This window comes from Pedobacter hartonius (genome assembly GCF_900107535.1).
GTDB lineage: Bacteria > Bacteroidota > Bacteroidia > Sphingobacteriales > Sphingobacteriaceae > Pedobacter > Pedobacter hartonius.
The window spans coordinates 1-17982 of record NZ_FNRA01000013.1; the positions used below are offsets into that span (position 1 = coordinate 1).

15 protein-coding genes and 1 rRNA gene are annotated in these 17982 nt (G+C 43.5%); 15 read left to right on the top strand and 1 reads right to left on the bottom strand.

All coding sequences use genetic code 11. From position 1 onward, the window contains the following. Positions 1-105: 105 nt before the first annotated feature. Positions 106-1290 (bottom strand): aspartyl protease family protein, encoded by a 1185-nt coding sequence (locus BLW16_RS19145; RefSeq protein WP_175470646.1) that lies wholly within the window; start codon positions 1288-1290, stop codon positions 106-108. A 331-nt stretch (positions 1291-1621) separates the two neighbouring features. On the opposite strand from BLW16_RS19145, the gene rrf reads away from it, so the two are divergent. The 15 genes from rrf to BLW16_RS23775 all read left to right on the top strand — a co-directional run bounded on the left by rrf (position 1622) and on the right by BLW16_RS23775 (position 17952). Then, positions 1622-1733 (top strand): 5S ribosomal RNA (rrf, locus tag BLW16_RS19150). Between the two features lie 188 nt (positions 1734-1921). Further along, positions 1922-2914 carry a type I glyceraldehyde-3-phosphate dehydrogenase gene (gene gap, locus BLW16_RS19155; protein WP_090559493.1) on the top strand — a complete coding sequence of 331 codons (993 nt, stop codon included), beginning with the start codon at positions 1922-1924 and terminating at the stop codon, positions 2912-2914. Further along, the gene (locus tag BLW16_RS19160) at positions 2907-3344 is read left to right on the top strand and encodes a GNAT family N-acetyltransferase (RefSeq protein ID WP_090559494.1); all 438 of its coding nucleotides are present in this window, start codon (positions 2907-2909) and stop codon (positions 3342-3344) included. Before gap ends, BLW16_RS19160 begins: the two co-directional genes overlap by 8 nt. 206 nt (positions 3345-3550) lie before the next feature. Then, positions 3551-4744 (top strand): phosphoglycerate kinase, encoded by a 1194-nt coding sequence (locus BLW16_RS19165; protein WP_090559625.1) that lies wholly within the window; start codon positions 3551-3553, stop codon positions 4742-4744. 230 nt (positions 4745-4974) lie between these two features. After that, positions 4975-5442 (top strand): division/cell wall cluster transcriptional repressor MraZ, encoded by a 468-nt coding sequence (gene mraZ / locus BLW16_RS19170; RefSeq protein WP_090559495.1) that lies wholly within the window; start codon positions 4975-4977, stop codon positions 5440-5442. Next, positions 5432-6337: a 16S rRNA (cytosine(1402)-N(4))-methyltransferase RsmH gene (gene rsmH / locus BLW16_RS19175; RefSeq protein WP_090559496.1), complete on the top strand. Its 906-nt coding sequence runs from the start codon at positions 5432-5434 to the stop codon at positions 6335-6337. The genes mraZ and rsmH overlap by 11 nt, the downstream gene beginning before the upstream one ends. Further along, on the top strand, positions 6334-6753 hold the full coding sequence (locus tag BLW16_RS19180; RefSeq protein ID WP_090559497.1) for an FtsL-like putative cell division protein: 420 nt from the start codon (positions 6334-6336) through the stop codon (positions 6751-6753). Before rsmH ends, BLW16_RS19180 begins: the two co-directional genes overlap by 4 nt. Continuing rightward, positions 6743-8842, top strand: coding sequence for a penicillin-binding protein (locus BLW16_RS19185; RefSeq protein WP_090559498.1), 2100 nt, complete (start codon positions 6743-6745; stop codon positions 8840-8842). Before BLW16_RS19180 ends, BLW16_RS19185 begins: the two co-directional genes overlap by 11 nt. Before the next feature lies 1 nt (position 8843). After that, on the top strand, positions 8844-10301 hold the full coding sequence (locus tag BLW16_RS19190; RefSeq protein WP_090559499.1) for a UDP-N-acetylmuramoyl-L-alanyl-D-glutamate--2,6-diaminopimelate ligase: 1458 nt from the start codon (positions 8844-8846) through the stop codon (positions 10299-10301). After that, positions 10301-11545: a phospho-N-acetylmuramoyl-pentapeptide-transferase gene (mraY, locus tag BLW16_RS19195; protein WP_090559500.1), complete on the top strand. Its 1245-nt coding sequence runs from the start codon at positions 10301-10303 to the stop codon at positions 11543-11545. The genes BLW16_RS19190 and mraY overlap by 1 nt, the downstream gene beginning before the upstream one ends. After that, positions 11545-12888, top strand: coding sequence for a UDP-N-acetylmuramoyl-L-alanine--D-glutamate ligase (murD, locus tag BLW16_RS19200; protein WP_090559501.1), 1344 nt, complete (start codon positions 11545-11547; stop codon positions 12886-12888). Before mraY ends, murD begins: the two co-directional genes overlap by 1 nt. Positions 12889-12890: 2 nt before the next feature. Then, on the top strand, positions 12891-14099 hold the full coding sequence (locus BLW16_RS19205; RefSeq protein WP_175470648.1) for an FtsW/RodA/SpoVE family cell cycle protein: 1209 nt from the start codon (positions 12891-12893) through the stop codon (positions 14097-14099). A 10-nt stretch (positions 14100-14109) separates the two neighbouring features. Further along, on the top strand, positions 14110-15222 hold the full coding sequence (gene murG / locus BLW16_RS19210) for an undecaprenyldiphospho-muramoylpentapeptide beta-N-acetylglucosaminyltransferase (protein WP_090559627.1): 1113 nt from the start codon (positions 14110-14112) through the stop codon (positions 15220-15222). A 2-nt stretch (positions 15223-15224) separates the two neighbouring features. Next, positions 15225-16580, top strand: coding sequence for a UDP-N-acetylmuramate--L-alanine ligase (gene murC, locus BLW16_RS19215; RefSeq protein ID WP_090559502.1), 1356 nt, complete (start codon positions 15225-15227; stop codon positions 16578-16580). Then, entirely contained in the window at positions 16573-17952 is a 1380-nt protein-coding gene (locus tag BLW16_RS23775) for a cell division protein FtsQ (RefSeq protein ID WP_245735390.1), read from the top strand. Before murC ends, BLW16_RS23775 begins: the two co-directional genes overlap by 8 nt. Positions 17953-17982: the final 30 nt, after the last annotated feature.

Consider the following 17982-nt stretch of genomic DNA (forward strand, 5'->3'; position numbering starts at 1 on the left):
GCCGATGGTACTGCGGTAACACGTGGGAGAGTAGGTCGGTGCCAAATCTTAAAGAAAGCCTTTCAGGAAACTGAAAGGCTTTTCTTGTATACGGGTGGTTCGTGTTTATATCCTTCTTTTTAATTTAAGGATTACCATATGCCTTTCGTCTTTTCGCGATACTTCTATCAGTATCTGCCTGCCATCGTGATCTCTGAATATCTCCGTAAGGTCATTCAGCGTATAATTTCCCATAGGCTTGAGATCTACGGACAGAATTTCATCGCCTTCGTTTAAACCAACTGTTTCAGCTGGAGAACCTGCTTCAATCCTTCCAATAATATATTTGAATTTAGGCGCATTTGCTGTGTAAATCTCCATACCGGACATGTCATGATCAAATTTCTTTTTAAAAGCATTTGACTTTTTGAGATACATTACTTCATGCTGATAATCGAAAGTAACTACAAAATGTTTGAGGACTTCTGCACCAAGGGTACCATTTCTTGGTGTGCCCTCAATCTCCATTCTTTTTGTACTGTACTCCGGAAAGCCTGCCAGTATATTATTGAAGTTGAATTTCTCTAGTTTTAAGGCAGGCAGACGGCCCATTGCACCACTGATCACTCCGTTGATCCCGACACCAAGGTTTGCCGCTATCGTATGTTTTGGCAAGGGAAAAGGCTGATCACCGATGGCTTCCAGCAAAAGCGGATGACTGGATCCGTTATCTACAAGCAAATGTACATCAGTTGTTGTCGCAGAATCAATTCTGATCTTTGCATGGATATAAGGCTTGGCATTTAATATCTGCATAGGGATTTTTGCTCCTTTGATCCTGGGATTGGTATCCGGCGCATAGTATGTCATCCTGTTTGATGAGTAATTGATCTTCACGATGAAGCTTTTGAAAAAGTAATAGCCCAATATGCCGTGAATCTTCATTCCAAGATAAGACGAGAGATCAAATATGTCCTCCTTAAAGATTGCCGCAGGGATGTTCCTGATTTCGGACTTCCCGACATTCGCGGTTATGTTCCTTGTTAAAATCGCTTCTATCTCCTTCCCCAGGCCATATCCCTGTATTTTATAGGTTTTGAATAATTTCACATTCAGACTTTTTAAAAAAGACGTGTCAGTAATGATCATTTGTCCAACACCCGTATCTAATAAAAAATTATACGGGCCTTTTCCATTGATAAATACAGGTATAACGATCAGATTTTTAATCCTGATAAAACTGATCACATCTTTTTTTCTCTTTCCATCGAATTCAAAAGATTGGGCACCTGATAAAATTGGAATATGCATGGCTAAAATGGAAAAGAGCACAATGCAGAGCATTGACTTTAATCCCTTGAATCGATTGACAGGCCAGTCCGTTATCATGATCTTCTGCATGCTTCCGGTCAAAAAGCTATGATATAAAAAGTAGCCCTCCTATTTATGCAGGGCATGATTAGGCTAAATGTCCGGAAAGATATTTGGTTAGAATTCTTACCTGAATATACGAATATTTAGAGTGTTGTGACGCCACTGATCAAACAAATTCAAATAGAAGCTGTATATATGGGATTTTTGGCTATCTTTGGGCATCAATAAGATATCACACATTTTATCGCAAGATAAAATGGCAAAATATTCAGGTGTCTATATCGGTGGTGTCCACCTCTTCCCATTCCGAACAGAGAAGTTAAGCCCACCAGAGCCGATGGTACTGCGGTAACACGTGGGAGAGTAGGTCGGTGCCAGATCTTAATTAAAGGCTGTTTCATTCAATTGAGGCAGCCTTTTTTTAGTATACATTTATCCCATTTTTATCAGCTTTGAACTGCTGTTTTTTCGGCCGGCAGCAAGTATATAAACCTGATGTAAAACAATCAGAAATTGGCTGTTACTAAATAGAATATAGCTAATTTTGTGCCTTTCAACAGAATATAAAATGAAATTAGCTCTTAATGGTTTTGGTAGGATAGGCCGTGTATTTTTACGTGCGGCGCTTGAAAAAAACATCAGTGTAGTAGCCATAAATGATCTTGCTGATCCGGCAACACTTGCACATCTTTTTAAATATGATACTGTTCACAGAGGCTTTAAAGGCGAGGTGTCATTTGATGATGAGGCACTGATTATCAACGGAAAAAGGATATTTGTTTACAAGGAACAGCAGCCAAAAAATCTGCCATGGGGCAAGCTGGGAATAGACCTTGTTTTAGAGGCCACAGGCAAATTTACTACCAGAAAAGGGGCAGAGCAGCATTTGGAGGCCGGTGCGAAACAGGTTTTGATTTCTGCGCCTGCTGATAAGGATATACCAATGTATGTATTGGGGGTGAACGATCACAGCATCGATATCACTGCACCGATTCTTTCCAACGCATCCTGTACCACCAACAATGTGGCACCAATGCTAAAGATTCTCGATGATAACTGGGGGATACTGGATGGTTATATCACTACAGTTCACTCCATGACGGGAGACCAGAACCTGCATGACGGTCCTCATAAGGATCTGCGCAGGGCAAGGGCAGCATCTGCATCTATTATCCCTACCAGTACCGGCGCAGCGAAGGCCGTTACCAGTATTTTTCCGCACCTGGAAGGTAAACTGGGAGGAGCAGGGATCCGCGTCCCCGTATTGAATGGTTCCCTCACAGACTTTACCTGTATTTTGAAGAAACCGACAACCATTGAAGAGATCAATGCAGCATTTAAACATGCAGCTGAAAATGAAATGGCTAATGTACTGGAGTATACTGAAGACCCGATCGTTTCTGTAGATATTTTAGACAATCCCCATTCCTGTATCTTTGATGCCCTGCTCACTTCTATCGTTGGCGACCTGGTGAAAGTAGTAGGCTGGTACGATAATGAGTCGGGATATTCAGCAAGATTAGTAGATTTGGTACTTAAAATAATGTCAAAAAATGATTAGAAAAATTGCTTTAGAGGAAGTTTATCCGCTTCGTACTGCTGTATTGAGGAACGGCAGACCTTTTCCGGCATGTGTTTTACCTACGGATAATGCAGAAGGTATTTTTCATCTCGGATACTTTGAAGGGGGCAGGCTGGTTTGCGTAGGAACTTTTTTTCTTGAAGATTACCCTGAAAATGGTGCAGGCGGATTCAGATTAAGGGGAATGGCTACTGATCCGGAATTTGCCGGAAAAGGTTTTGGTGCAGCGCTGATTAATTTTGCAATTAATGAGCTTACATCTGCTCAGGCTTCTTATATTTGGTGCAACGCAAGGATTACGGCCCTTGGATTTTACAAAAAGCTTGGCTTTGAAGTGATCTCTGCCGAATTTGAAGTTCCCGGGATAGGGGCACATTTTGATATGCGATACCAAATAGTAAAAGTATAATTACCGGGTAAAAGGAATATATGGTATGAACATGGCCGGTTTTCAGTACCCTTAAAGGATTAGAGATGTTAAACCCAGTCTATTTTACATAAAATAAATAAACAGATGAACCCGACATAATTAAAATAATTATTGCATTGTGTGTTTAATAATTATTTTAATCATCAAAGGCTCCATGTAACAATTAAAAATAAATGAATAAGCAGATGAAAACAGTTGACCAATGTGATTTTAAAGACAAGAAAGCTTTAATCAGGGTAGATTTTAATGTACCCCTGGATAAAGACTTCAATATCACAGATGATAAAAGGATGCGTGCAGCTTTACCTACTATCACTAAAATTTTGAATGATGGTGGATCTGTGATCTTGATGTCGCATTTAGGTCGCCCGAAAGGTGGCCCGGAAGATAAATATTCACTTAAGCACATTTTAGGTGACCTGTCAAGAATGCTTGATCTTGAAGTGAAATTTGCAGATGATTGTATCGGTGCAAATGCTGCTGAGAAAGCAAAGAACCTTGAACCGGGACAAGTATTATTATTGGAAAACCTTCGCTTTTACAAGGAAGAGGAAAAAGGCGATAAAGATTTTGCAGAAAAGCTTGCAAAATTAGGTGATGTATATGTGAACGATGCTTTTGGTACAGCTCACCGTGCACACGCTTCTACTTCCATCATCGCAGAATTCTTCCCGACTGAAAAATATTTCGGTTACCTGATGGCTGAAGAGCTGAAAAATGCAGAAAAAATAAACCGCAATGCTGATAAACCTTTTACAGCCATCATGGGCGGTGCAAAGGTTTCAGATAAGATCCTGCTGATCGAAAGTTTACTGGATAAAGTTGATAACCTGATCATTGGTGGCGGAATGGCTTATACTTTCGCCAAAGCACAGGGCGGTGAAATCGGTACATCTTTATTAGAAGCTGACAGAATGGAACTGTGCCTGGAATTACTGGAAAAAGCAAAAGCAAAAGGTGTAAATATCCTCCTTCCGGTAGATACTGTGATTGCGGATAAATTTGACAATGACGCACAGAAGAAAAATGTAGATTCAGGCGAAATTCCTGCGGATTGGATGGGATTGGATATCGGCCCGAAATCTGTTGAACTTTTTGCTGATGTGATCAAAAAATCAAAAACCCTGCTGTGGAATGGTCCTATGGGCGTTTTTGAAATGGCTAACTTTGAGCAGGGAACACGTGCTATTGCGGAAGCAGTAGTGGTTGCCACAAAAGAAAACGGCGCTTTTTCATTGATTGGTGGTGGTGATTCTGCTGCTGCAATTGCCAAGTTCGGCCTGGAAGATGAAGTAAGTTATGTTTCTACAGGTGGTGGTGCTTTACTCGAATATATGGAAGGTAAAGAATTGCCGGGCGTGAAAGCAATTAATGACTAAATAAGTCGGAATTCGTAACATTGGCCCAGATATTCAACGGGTTAATGATCAGATTATACCAGAATCGGACATTCGTCCGCCAAAAAGGCCACTTGAAAAAGTGGCCTTTTTGCGTGTGAGGTGGGGAAAAATGGGGAAAATAGTATGTTGATAACTTTTTTGTGGTAGAATGTGGTAAAAAGTGGTAGAAGTATCTATTTTTACACTACATAAAAAGTGTAGATACTATAATGGTTCAACTGTTAGGAGAATTTGATTGTAAATTGGATGCCAAAGGCCGCTTGATGGTTCCTTCGGGTCTGAAGAAACAATTGCCAAACGTTGACCAGGAGGGACTTGTGGTGAACAGGGGTTTTGAAAAACACCTGGTGATCTATCCTAAAAAAGTATGGGAAGGCATCGTGGAAGAACTGAGTAAACTTAACCAGTTTGAAAAAAAGACCAGGGAATTCATTCGTTTTTTTACACGCGGCGCAACAGAACTGACGCTTGACTCTGCCGGCAGGGTGAATTTGCCAAAGTCATTACTTGAATTTGCCGGTATTGACACTGAAGTAGTATTGGCCTGCCAGTTTGATAAAATTGAGCTCTGGTCTAAATCTGCTTATGATAGTTTAATGGACAGCGAGCCTGAAGATTTTGCAAATCTCGCCGAAGATGTGATGGGAAATAAAAAGAGGGGGGAAGATGGAAACTGATTATCATGTACCGGTACTGCTGAAAGAATGCATTGACGGTTTAAATATAAAGCCTGACGGTGTGTATGTGGATGTTACCTTTGGTGGCGGTGGCCATTCCAGGGCAATCCTGCAAAAATTAGGTAAAAACGGGACGCTGATTGCTTTTGATCAGGACCCTGATGCGCAACGCAATAAAATTGACGATCCGCGTTTTCTTTTTGTTGATCAGAATTTTGCTTTCCTCAAAAATAACCTGCGTTTATTGGGTTACAAACAGGTGGACGGCATACTGGCCGATCTGGGGGTATCCTCGCATCAGTTCAATGAACCTGAGCGTGGTTTCTCTACCCGGTTTGAATCGTCTCTGGATATGCGTATGGATAAACAGGGCAAGCTTACGGCTGCTGATGTATTGAATACCTATCCTGAAGAAAAGCTGCACAGGATCTTCGGAATCTACGGAGAGGTAAAGAATGCAAAATCGCTGGCGCGCTCGGTAGTAACTTTTCGCGCAAACCAGCCTATTGTAACACTGGCCGACTTTAAACAGGCTGCTGCTGCACATATCCCGAAAGGAAAAGAGAATAAATATATGGCCCAGGTGTTCCAGGCTTTACGGATTGAAGTAAATGCCGAGATCGATGTGCTGGAAAGTTTTCTGCTGCAGTCCGCAGAAGTGCTCCATACCGGAGGAAGACTGGTGGTGATGTCTTATCACTCACTGGAAGACCGGCCGGTTAAGAATTTTATTGCCAAAGGTAAGATCAGGGGTGAGGCAGATAAAGATTTCTTTGGCAATGAAGAAAAGCCTCTTAAAGCGGTTACCCGGAAGGCCATCATTGCAGATGAGGAAGAACTGGAAAAAAACAGCAGGGCCAGAAGTGCAAAACTAAGAATTGGGGAGAAGTTATGAATAACCAGTTCAGAGAAGAAATAGAGGAAGAAGAGGAATTACCGGAAGAGCCGGTAATCAAGCTAAAGCCTAAGAAGGAAAAGGATACCGATCATGCGGGCATCTTTTTCCGGAAGCTTTTCACAGAGGGCGTGGTTTCAAAAGAATCAGCTACTGCGATGATGCCTTTCCTCGTTTTTTTGTCGCTGCTCACGATGTTATACATCGCGAACAGCCATATGGCAGTAAAGAATATCAGGGATATAGATAAATTAAACAAAGAAGTTAAAGAACTGAGCTGGGAGTATAAGTCGCTTAAGGCAGACCTGATGTTCAAAAGCAAACTGACAGAAGTAGCAAAAAAAGTAGATACGTTGGGTATAAAAGAGCTGACAGAACCTCCTAAAAAAATTATTGTAAGCAGTGATGAACATTAGAGCTAACATATTATTACGTGTTTATTTGTCCTTCGGACTGATTGTACTGCTTGCCGTGGCAGTATTGATCAGATTATGCGATGTACAATTTGTAGAGGGACATAAATGGCGTGCCATGGCCGATAGTCTCTCTACAAAGTATATCAACGTGGAGGCGGCCCGTGGAAACATTTACTCTAATGATGGCAGCCTGCTGGCTACATCGGTGCCTGAATATGAATTACGCATGGATATGTACGCCGGGGGAATTACCGACAGCAAGGTCTTCTACGGCAAGGTGGATTCCCTGGCCATGAAACTTTCCCAGTTCTTTGGTGATAAAACGCCAAAGGAATATTCGCGAATACTCCGTTCGGCAAGGGCAGACAGCGTAAGGTACCTGCTCATCAAGCGCAAGGTAAATTACCAGGAACTAAAAATGATCCGTTCGTTCCCCCTGTATAACATCGGGAAGTACAGCGGTGGCCTAATGGCTATTCAGCAGAACAAAAGAATAAAACCTTTCAAGTTTCTTGCAGCCAGAACCATTGGCTACAAAAATGAAAATGTAGCCAACGGCGTTGGCCTGGAAGGGGCCTATGGTAATTATATCAATGGCGAAAACGGCAAAAGGCTGGTACAGCGGATTGCCGGTGGCGTATGGATGCCGGTGAATGAAGAGGCAGAGATCGCACCGAAAGAGGGTGCTGATATCATTTCTACGATCGACATCAACATGCAGGACCTGGCGCAAAGCGCATTGGAAAAACAGCTGATCCTGAGTGATGCCGACCATGGTACGGTGATCCTCATGGAAGTAAATACAGGAGAAGTCAGGGCCATTGCCAACTATACCCAGGTTGCTCCGGGAGAGTACAAGGAAAAATTTAACTATGCCATTGCAGGTAATCAGGATCCGGGCTCTACTTTTAAGGTAGCCTCTTACATGGCACTGCTGGAAGACGAGAAGGTAGATACGAATACAATGATCGGAACGGGTTCTTACCATGTTCCCGGTAAAACGATTGTGGATTCTCATGGAAGTATTGGTGTGGTTACAGTGAAAAAGGCATTTGAAGAATCTTCAAACGCCGCTGTTGCCCAACTGGTGAATACACATTACAGAGAGGAACAATCCAGGTTTACCGATCACTTGTATGACTGGCACCTGAATGAAAAAATGGGACTTCAGATACCGGGTGAAGCACAGCCTGTGGTGAAAAATCCAAAAAACAGAAGCTGGAATAAAAACCTGACACTGCCACAGATGGCCTATGGGTATGAAATGCAGCTGACCCCCTTGAAGATGCTCTCTTTCTATAACGCAGTGGCAAACAACGGAAGGTACATCTCCCCAATTTTTGTAAAGGAGATCCGCCGTTTGGGTAACCCGGTGGAGCAGTTCAAAGCAAGGGTGATCAATCCCATGATCTGCTCTGAGAAAACGCTGAAAAAAATGCAGGAAATGCTTGAGGGCGTAGTTACTGAAGGTACCGGTAAACTGATGGGATCTCCGTTTTACAGGGTAGCCGGTAAAACAGGAACTGCACAGGTAGCCGATGGAAATAAAGGATATAAGGCTAAAAAAAGCTACCAGGCTTCGTTTGCCGGATATTTTCCTGCAGATAAGCCCAAGTATTCGATCATCGTTTGTATCAACGGACCGAAACATGGCTATTATGGCTCAACGGTTGCCGGCCCGGTATTTAAAGAAATTGCAGACCGCATTTATGCGAGTGATACCCAGATGTACAATAGCGTAAGTGATGTGCACCTGGTAGGAAATACGAAAAGCCCTGAAGCGAAAGCGGGACAAAGTAAAGCGGTGAAAAAAGTTTATAACGCCCTGGGAATAAAAACCCTTTATGCTGCAAAGTCTGATTATTTCAATAGCGTAGACACCAGCAACGGGATTGTATATGAAGAATACAGTGCTGTGAAAGGCATGATGCCCAATGTGGTAGGAATGGGCTTAAAAGATGCCCTGTACCTGTTAGGCAACGCCGGTTTAAAAACACAGATCATTGGAAGTGGAAAAGTAGAAAGCCAGTCTATCCCCTCGGGAACGAAGATTGGAAAAGGTTTATTGGTACAATTAGCTTTACGATAACATGCAATTGCAGGATGTTCTATATGGAGTAGCGATAACAAACCTGGTTGGTTCAACCAACAGGGAAATCAGTGTGCTGACTTTCGATTCCCGCGAGGTAAAGAAAGATGCGGTATTTTTTGCTGTGAAAGGAACTTTGTCTGACGGACATACTTTTATTCCGCAAACAATTGCAGCTGGTGCCAATGTGATCATTTGTCAGGAACTCCCTGAGCAGAAAGACGCTGCAGTAACTTACATCGAGGTGGAAGATACCGGCATTGCCCTGGGAATAATGGCGGCCAACTATTATAAAAACCCATCCGCTTCTTTAAAGTTGGTGGGAATCACCGGTACCAACGGGAAAACTACCATTGCCACGATCTTATTCAAGCTGTTCAGGAGTTTAGGTTTCCATACCGGGATGATCTCTACGGTACAGAACCAGATTGATGATGACATTATTCCTGCCACTCATACTACGCCTAATCCGCTGGCATTAAACAAGCTGCTCAGGCAGATGGCCGATGCCGGTTGTACCTATTGTTTCATGGAAGTAAGTTCTCATGCTATAGTGCAGCACAGGATAGAAGGGCTGATCTTTGCAGGCGGAGTGTTCTCAAACATTACGCATGACCATCTTGATTTCCACAAAACATTTGATAATTATATCAGGGCTAAAAAAGCATTTTTTGATGTGCTGCCAAAGTCTGGCTTTGCGCTGACCAATGCTGATGATAAAAACGGGATGGTCATGCTGCAGAATACCAAGGCCTCTAAAAAGACTTATGCACTAAAGCAACTGGCAGATTATAAAGGCCGGGTGATCGAGGACCGGTTTAGCGGCCTCAATATGGATATCGATGGAGTGGATGTCTTTTTTAAACTGGTAGGCTCATTTAATGCCTATAACCTGCTTGCTGCTTATGGCACTGCATTGCTGCTGGACCAGGATAAACTGGCGGTACTGACTATTTTGAGTAACCTGAGCGGTGCCGAAGGACGGTTTGATTACGTGAGCAATGCAAAACAGATCATCGGTATTGTGGATTATGCACATACACCTGATGCTGTTCAGAATGTATTGAGCACGATCCATGATATCAGAAAAGGTACAGAACAGGTGATCACAGTGATTGGCTGTGGTGGCGACAGGGACAGGACCAAAAGACCGGTGATGGCACAGGTGGCCTGCGACTGGAGCGATAAAGTGATCCTGACATCCGATAACCCGAGAACGGAAGACCCGATGGAGATCCTGAAAGAGATGGAAGCCGGAGTATCTCCAACCAACAGACGTAAAACATTAACCATAGCCGACCGGAAGGAGGCCATAAAAACAGCATGTCATCTGGCCAGGCCAGGCGATATTATCCTCATTGCCGGTAAAGGGCATGAGAAATACCAGGAAATCAATGGCGTAAAACATCATTTTGATGATAAAGAAGTCTTAACGGAACAATTAAACTTACTCAGCTGATGTTATACCACCTATTTGAATATTTAAACGCACATTATCAGTTCCCTGGACTAAGGTTGTTCCAGTATATTACTTTCCGTACGTCGCTCGCTATCATAATCTCACTGATCATCACTACTGTGTATGGCAGAAGGCTGATCAATTACCTGCATAAAATGCAGGTGGGAGAAACGGTAAGAAACCTGGGACTGGAAGGTCAAATGCAGAAACAGGGTACACCAACAATGGGTGGACTCATTATCTTGGCAGGGATTCTTGTGCCCACGATATTACTTGCAAACCTGACGAATGTATACGTACTGCTGATGATCGTTACTACCATATGGATGGGTGCAGTGGGTTTTGTGGATGATTATATTAAAGTATTTAAAAAGAATAAGGAAGGACTGGCTGGCAGGTTTAAGGTTGTTGGTCAGGTAGGACTTGCACTGATCATTGGCTGGACGATGTATTTCAATCCAAATATTGTAGTAAGGAAAACAGTAGATGAAACGGCTGCAAGCAAAAGTAATGCGCCGATGGTGCTGAGACAAAAAGGAGAAAAATTTTATTATACCCAGGACGTGAAATCTACGATTACGAATTATCCTTTCTATAAGAACCATGAGCTGGATTATGCCAAGGTGCTGAATTTCCTTCCGGGTTCTGAGAAATATGCATTTATTGTGTTCGTATGTTTTGTTGCGTTTATTATCACTGCCGTTTCAAACGGGGCGAACATCACGGATGGAATTGATGGACTGGCTACAGGCACCTCGGCAATTATTGGAATTACCCTCGGCCTGCTGGCCTATGTATCGGGTAATACGATGATGGCCGATTATCTGAATATACTGTATATTCCGAATTCGGGAGAACTGATGATTTTTGCAGGTGCCTTTGTAGGAGCATGTGTCGGATTTCTATGGTACAATTCTTACCCCGCCCAGGTATTTATGGGAGATACGGGAAGTCTGGCGATAGGCGGTATTATTGCTGCTTTTGCCATCATGATCAGAAAGGAATTCCTGATCCCGGTACTGTGCGGGGTGTTCGTAGTTGAACTGCTCTCGGTCATGATCCAGGTATCCTGGTTTAAGTATACAAAAAGACGTTTTGGAGAAGGCAGGAGAGTATTCCTCATGTCGCCGCTCCATCACCATTATCAAAAGAAGGGATATCATGAGGCCAAGATCGTAACCCGGTTCTGGATCATTAGTATCTTATTGGCTATCATCACTATTATCACTTTAAAACTGAGGTAATGGAAGGAAAAAGGATTGTTATACTCGGCGCTGGTGAAAGCGGAATAGGTGCAGCAATGCTGGCGCAGAAGCAGGGCTTTGACGTTTTTGTTTCGGATTTTGGTGCTATTGCCGACCGCTACAAACAGACCCTGGTTGATTTGAATATCGCATTTGAGGAGAAACAGCACACCGAAGAGCTGATCCTGAACGCCATTGAGGTGATCAAAAGTCCCGGTATCCCTGATACAGTTGCGGTGATCAAAACGCTGAAAAAAAAGAATATCCCTGTGATCTCTGAGATCGAATTTGCAAAAAGATATACTGCTGCAAAAACGATCTGTATTACCGGATCAAACGGAAAGACGACCACAACAATGCTGACGTACCATATCCTGAAAAAAGCAGGGTTAAATGTAGGACTGGCAGGAAACATAGGACATAGTTTTGCAGCGCAGGTAGCTACGGAGGATTTTGACTGGTATGTGCTTGAAATATCAAGTTTTATGCTGGACGATATGTATGCCTTTAAAGCTGATATTGCCATTCTGCTGAACATCACGCCAGACCACCTGGACAGGTACGACTACAAAATGGCGAATTATGCGGCATCGAAGATGCGCATTACACAGAACCAGACCGCGGACGATTATTTTATCTACTGTGCGGACGATGAAGAAACGATAAAGGCATTGAAAAATGCAAAGATAAACGCAAAGAGAAGCCCGTTCTCTATCCGTAAAAAGGTAGAAGGGGGCGCATATCTCGAAGGCAACAATATACATATCAACATAAATCCAATAGACCCATTAACCATGTCAATCTCAGAGTTAGCCCTGCAGGGCAAGCATAATATCTACAACTCTATGGCTTCGGGCATAGTTGCGAAAGTACTGGAAATCCGCAACGTGACGATCCGTGAGAGTATGGGAGATATTAAAAATATTGAACACCGGTTAGAGCATGTGGCTAAGATCTCAGGTGTAGATTATATCAATGACTCCAAAGCAACGAATGTGAACTCTACCTGGTATGCACTGGAAAGTGTAAATCCGGAGGTGATCCTGATCATGGGGGGGGTTGATAAAGGGAATGATTATGAGATGTTGAAGGACCTGGTGAAGCAGAAGGTAAAGGCAATAGTTTGCCTGGGCAAGAACAACAAAAGGATCCATGAAGCTTTCGAAAATGATGTGGAAGTGATCGTGAATACATTTTCTGCACACGAAGCCGTGCAGGTAGCCTACCATCTGGCAACAAAAGGAAATACCGTGTTGCTGTCGCCGGCTTGTGCAAGCTTTGATTTATTTAAAAACTATGAGGACCGTGGCAATCAGTTTAAGATGGCCGTAAAAGAATTATAAAAATGAGTGCGATACAGTTGCTTTTAGAGAAGACGAAAGGAGACCGCTGGATATGGCTGATCATTATCCTGCTTTCTCTGATTTCCATTCTGGCTGTGTATAGTGCCACCGGAACGCTGGCATTTAAACAGGGCAAGACCGTGGAAAAACTATTGCTGACCAAACACCTGATCTTTGTGGTGATGGGGATCGGTATGATCTATATCGCCCATTTACTGGATTATAAATATTACGCAGGTATATCAAAGATCTTAATGATCATCACCATCCCGCTGCTGTTTTATACGCTGATCTTCGGTGCCAGTCTGAACGATGCCTCCAGATGGGTGAAAATCCCTATCATCGGGCTGACCTTTCAAACATCAGATTTAGCAAAACTGGCTTTAATTACGTTTCTGGCCCGGATGCTCACGAAAAAGCAGGAAAACATCAAGGACGTTAAAACTTCCTTTATACCAATCATGGGTTCTGTTTGTGTGGTATTTGTGCTGATTGCCCTGGCAAACCTGTCTACGGCACTGATGCTTTTTGGCGTAAGTATTTTACTGCTGATCATCGGCCGGATCAGTATCAAACAGATACTCATTGTATGTGCAGGTGGCTTTGTACTGCTGATGTTCGTGTTTTTCCTCGGCCCGAGGAGGGAGACGTACAAATCAAGGATCAACTCATTTATGCATCCTGAGCTGCAGCATTCGGATAAGACATTCCAGGCCGACCAGGCGAAGATAGCCCTGGCAACGGGAGGTTTTTTTGGTAAAGGACCAGGGAACAGTACGCAGCGTAACTTTCTTCCCCACCCTTATTCAGATTTTATATTTGCCATCATTGTAGAGGAGTACGGCATTCTGGGAGCCATGATCATCATTCTGTTATACCTGATCTTATTGTACAGGTGCGTAAGGATCGTTACCCAGAGTCCCAAGGCCTTTGGGGCACTGCTCGCTGCAGGATTAAGTTTTAGCCTCACCATACAGGCATTTGCAAATATGGCAGTTGCGGTAGGATTAGGGCCGGTTACAGGTGTTCCCCTGCCTTTAGTAAGTATGGGCGGTACGTCAATGATCTTCACCAGTATTGCTTTTGGAATTATACTGAGCGTGAGCCGCGATGTAGAAGAAAATGGTAAGAAACTGCCGGCTGACGGCGTTAATAAAAGCGGGAGCAATACAAATAAAGTAATTGTAGGGGAATTACCTGCTATTGCATAAAGACAAAGAAATGAGAGCAACACGGATAATTATTTCAGGTGGAGGTACCGGCGGGCATATTTTCCCGGCCATCGCTATAGCAAATGCGCTAAGGCGTGCCGAACCCGGCTGTGAAATATTATTTGTAGGTGCAGCCGGCAGGATGGAGATGGAAAAAGTTCCTGCAGCCGGATACAAGATCGCAGGGCTGAATATCAGTGGTATCCAGCGCGGGTCTATACTGAAAAACCTGGCGTTGCCCTTTAAGCTGGTGGACAGCATGCAGAAGGCATTGAAATTGATTACCGACTTTAAACCTGACGTGGTGGTAGGCGTGGGCGGATATGCTTCAGGACCAGTTTTATTTGCCGCTTCCTGGAAAAAAGTGCCTTACCTGATACAGGAGCAAAACTCTTACGCAGGTATAACCAACAAAAGACTGGGTAAAAACGCAGCTAAAATCTGCGTGGCCTTTGACGGAATGGATGTGTTTTTTCCTGCCGGCAAGATATTAAAGACAGGAAATCCTGTTCGTAAGGACGTGGTGGATATTCTGAATAAACATTTCCGTGGTTCAGAGCTGCTGAAACTGGACCCGCTGAAGAAGATCGTGCTGGTTACCGGTGGCAGCCTCGGTGCAGGGACATTGAATAAAAGCATAGAGAAACATTTGCAGGATTTTATTGAACAGGATGTTCAGCTGATCTGGCAGACAGGTAAATATTATTATACAGGGATCATGGAGCGCATCGGCCCGAACTTCCACCCGAATGTCCGGGTACTGGAATTTTTGAACCAGATGGACCTGGCTTATGCTGCAGCTGATGTGATCATTTCAAGGGCAGGTGCCGGTACAATCGCCGAGCTTTGCCTGATCAGAAAACCTGTGATTCTGGTGCCTTCGCCGAATGTGGCTGAAGACCACCAGACTAAGAACGCGATGGCGCTGGTAAAGAACAATGCAGCAATGCTGATCAATGATCGCGCTGCTGAAGATACACTGGTTAAAGAGGCATTGGAACTGTTGAAGGATGAGGCACGTTGCGAACTGCTGTCAGAAAATATCGGGAAAATGGCGTTGCCAAATGCCGATGAACTGATCGCTGCCGAAGTATTCAGATTAGCAGGAAAAGGAGGAGTATAAAAATGGAACTGGAATTGATCAAACGCGTTTATTTTGTTGGTGTCGGTGGCATCGGGATGAGTGCGCTTGCGCGTTATTTTAAAAAACGCGGTTGCCAGGTAAGCGGATATGATAAAACCCGCACTATTTTAACCACAGCTTTGGAAGAGGAGGGCATCTTGATTACTTATACCGATCAGATGAATTCATTAAATGAAGAATACCTGCAAAAAAATGAGGAAACACTGATCGTTTATACGCCTGCCATTCCTAAAGATTCGGTACTGCTGAATTATTTCAGGGATAACGGATTTGACCTTCAGAAGCGCTCCCAGGTATTGGGCATCATCAGCAAAGGCCAGTTTTGCATTGCTGTAGCAGGTACCCATGGTAAAACTACCACTTCTACGATCATTGCGCATATCTTAACCGATAGCGGATATGGTTGTACAGCCTTTTTGGGAGGGATAGCGACGAATTACGGCAGTAATTTTCTGATCGGGAACAATGATGTGGTGGTAGTGGAAGCGGATGAATACGACCGTTCTTTTTTAACGTTACATCCTGATATCGCCGTGATCACGTCTATGGATGCAGATCACCTTGATATTTACGGAGATGCCGCACAGCTGCATGAATCGTTTCACCTGTTTGCAGGGCAACTGAAAGCAGGAGGTGTTCTCTTTGTAAAAGAGGGATTGCCTGTAAGTAATGCAATCACCTATAGTGCAGGTATAGGATCTGCTGTGGAGGCGCGGAATATACGCGTTGAAAACGGAGTTTTTGTTTTTGATTATAAAGATCCTGAGACGGATATCCGCGGCATAAAGTCGATGCTGCCCGGACAGCACAATGTAGAAAATACTACGGTTGCTATTGCAGCGGCACTAAAACTGGGCATCACACCTGAAAAAGTGAAAGCTGCTGTGGCAAGTTTTAAAGGGGTGAAAAGACGTTTTGAATATATTGTCCGCGCGGACAAACATATATACATAGATGATTATGCTCATCACCCTGAAGAACTGCGGGCTTGTTTTCATGCAGTGCGGCAACTGTATCCTGAGAAAAAGCTTACCGTGATTTTTCAGCCGCATCTGTTTAGCCGTACACGTGATTTTGCGGATGAATTTGCCAGAGTGCTGAGCACTGTTGATGAATTGCTGCTGCTGGATATTTACCCGGCCCGTGAACTGCCTATGGAAGGGATTGATGCAGTATGGCTGCTGAAAAAGATCACACTGCAGGAAAGCAGTATTTATACAAAAGAGAAAGCGCTGCTGACGGTGAAAGAAGAGCAGCCTGAGTTACTGCTGACCGTAGGGGCAGGAGATATAGATACTTTAATTCAACCTTTAAAAAATATTTTAACCCATGCTTAAGAGGGTCAACTGGAAATCGGTTTTTAGCTATTTTGCCTGGATAGTATGCCTGGGCGGAATAGTGACCTTAATGAGCTTTATTGAGGTAAAAAAACATACGGTCCACTGTACCAATATAAAGATTCTTATTCCCGGAGCAGATAATTTTATTGAAAGAGAAGAAATTGATGCCATATTAAAACAGAGTGAAGGACAGCTGATCGGGCGTAGCCTGGAAGGTATCAATCTGAATGCAATAGAGCAGAAAATCAAGGCCAACCCATACATCGCATTGTCTACTGTTTATGCCGATATGGACGGAGTGATCCACATAGAAATCAGTCAGCGTCAGCCACTTCTGCGAATCATTAATGCCGGGGGACAGGATTATTATATTGACCGCAACGGATTGAAAATGCCGGTTTCGCCAAACTTTACCGCAAACGTGCTGGTGGCAAACGGACATATTCTGGAGCACTTCAGCGGGAAGGTAGATACCCTGATCACCAGGATGGCGGAAGATTTATATAAAACGGCATTATTTTTGAAAAAAGATACACTTTGGGACGCACAAATTGAACAGATATTTGTTAATGATAAGGATGATATTGAGCTGGTGCCAAGGGTGGGCGATCAGCGGATCATTCTGGGCACGGCAGATTCACTGGAAACGAAGATGACGAACCTGCTTGCCTTCTATAAAAAAGCCATGCCGCAGATGGGCTGGGATACCTATAGAACTATTAATGTCAAATATTCTAATCAGATCGTTTGTGAAAGAAACCCCGATTCGCTGCACCGTTTTACCGGGGCCGCAAAGGCATTCAAACCTACTATGGCTACAGCCAAAAAGGTAATGGATTCTCTTGTGAAAGCTGAAATAGCATCGGAACTTAAAAATAACCCTGATGAAAATTCTATAATGACCAGCCAGCCGGAGAACGTTATTGTTCCGGAAGTGAAACCTGTGCATCAACCAGAGTTGAAAAAGGCAGACAAGCCTGAAGTGAAAAGCCCGGCAAAAGCGGTGGTGAAAGTTACTTCCAAGCCAGTGGCTGTAAAGAAAACAGTTCCGGCCGCAGAGAAGAAGATAGTTAAGCCCGAAGAGAAAAAGGTAGCAAAACCGGAGGAGAAAAAGGCAGCAAAACCAGAGGAAATGAAAACCTGGAAACCTGAGGAGAAAAAGGTGATTAAGCCCGAAGAAAAAAAAACGGTTAAGCCGGAGGCAAAAAAGGCCGGAGAGACAAAGACTGAAGTAAAGAAGACAGTACAGTCTGCAGTAAAAGCAGAGAAAAAGGCACATACACCGGCAATGCCTGAGATCAGATGGATTAAACCGGTGCCGAAAGGGGTAAAGCCGAAAGATAATAAGGAAACCAAAAAGGACAAATAGTATAGTATATAATTCGACAAATAGATATAG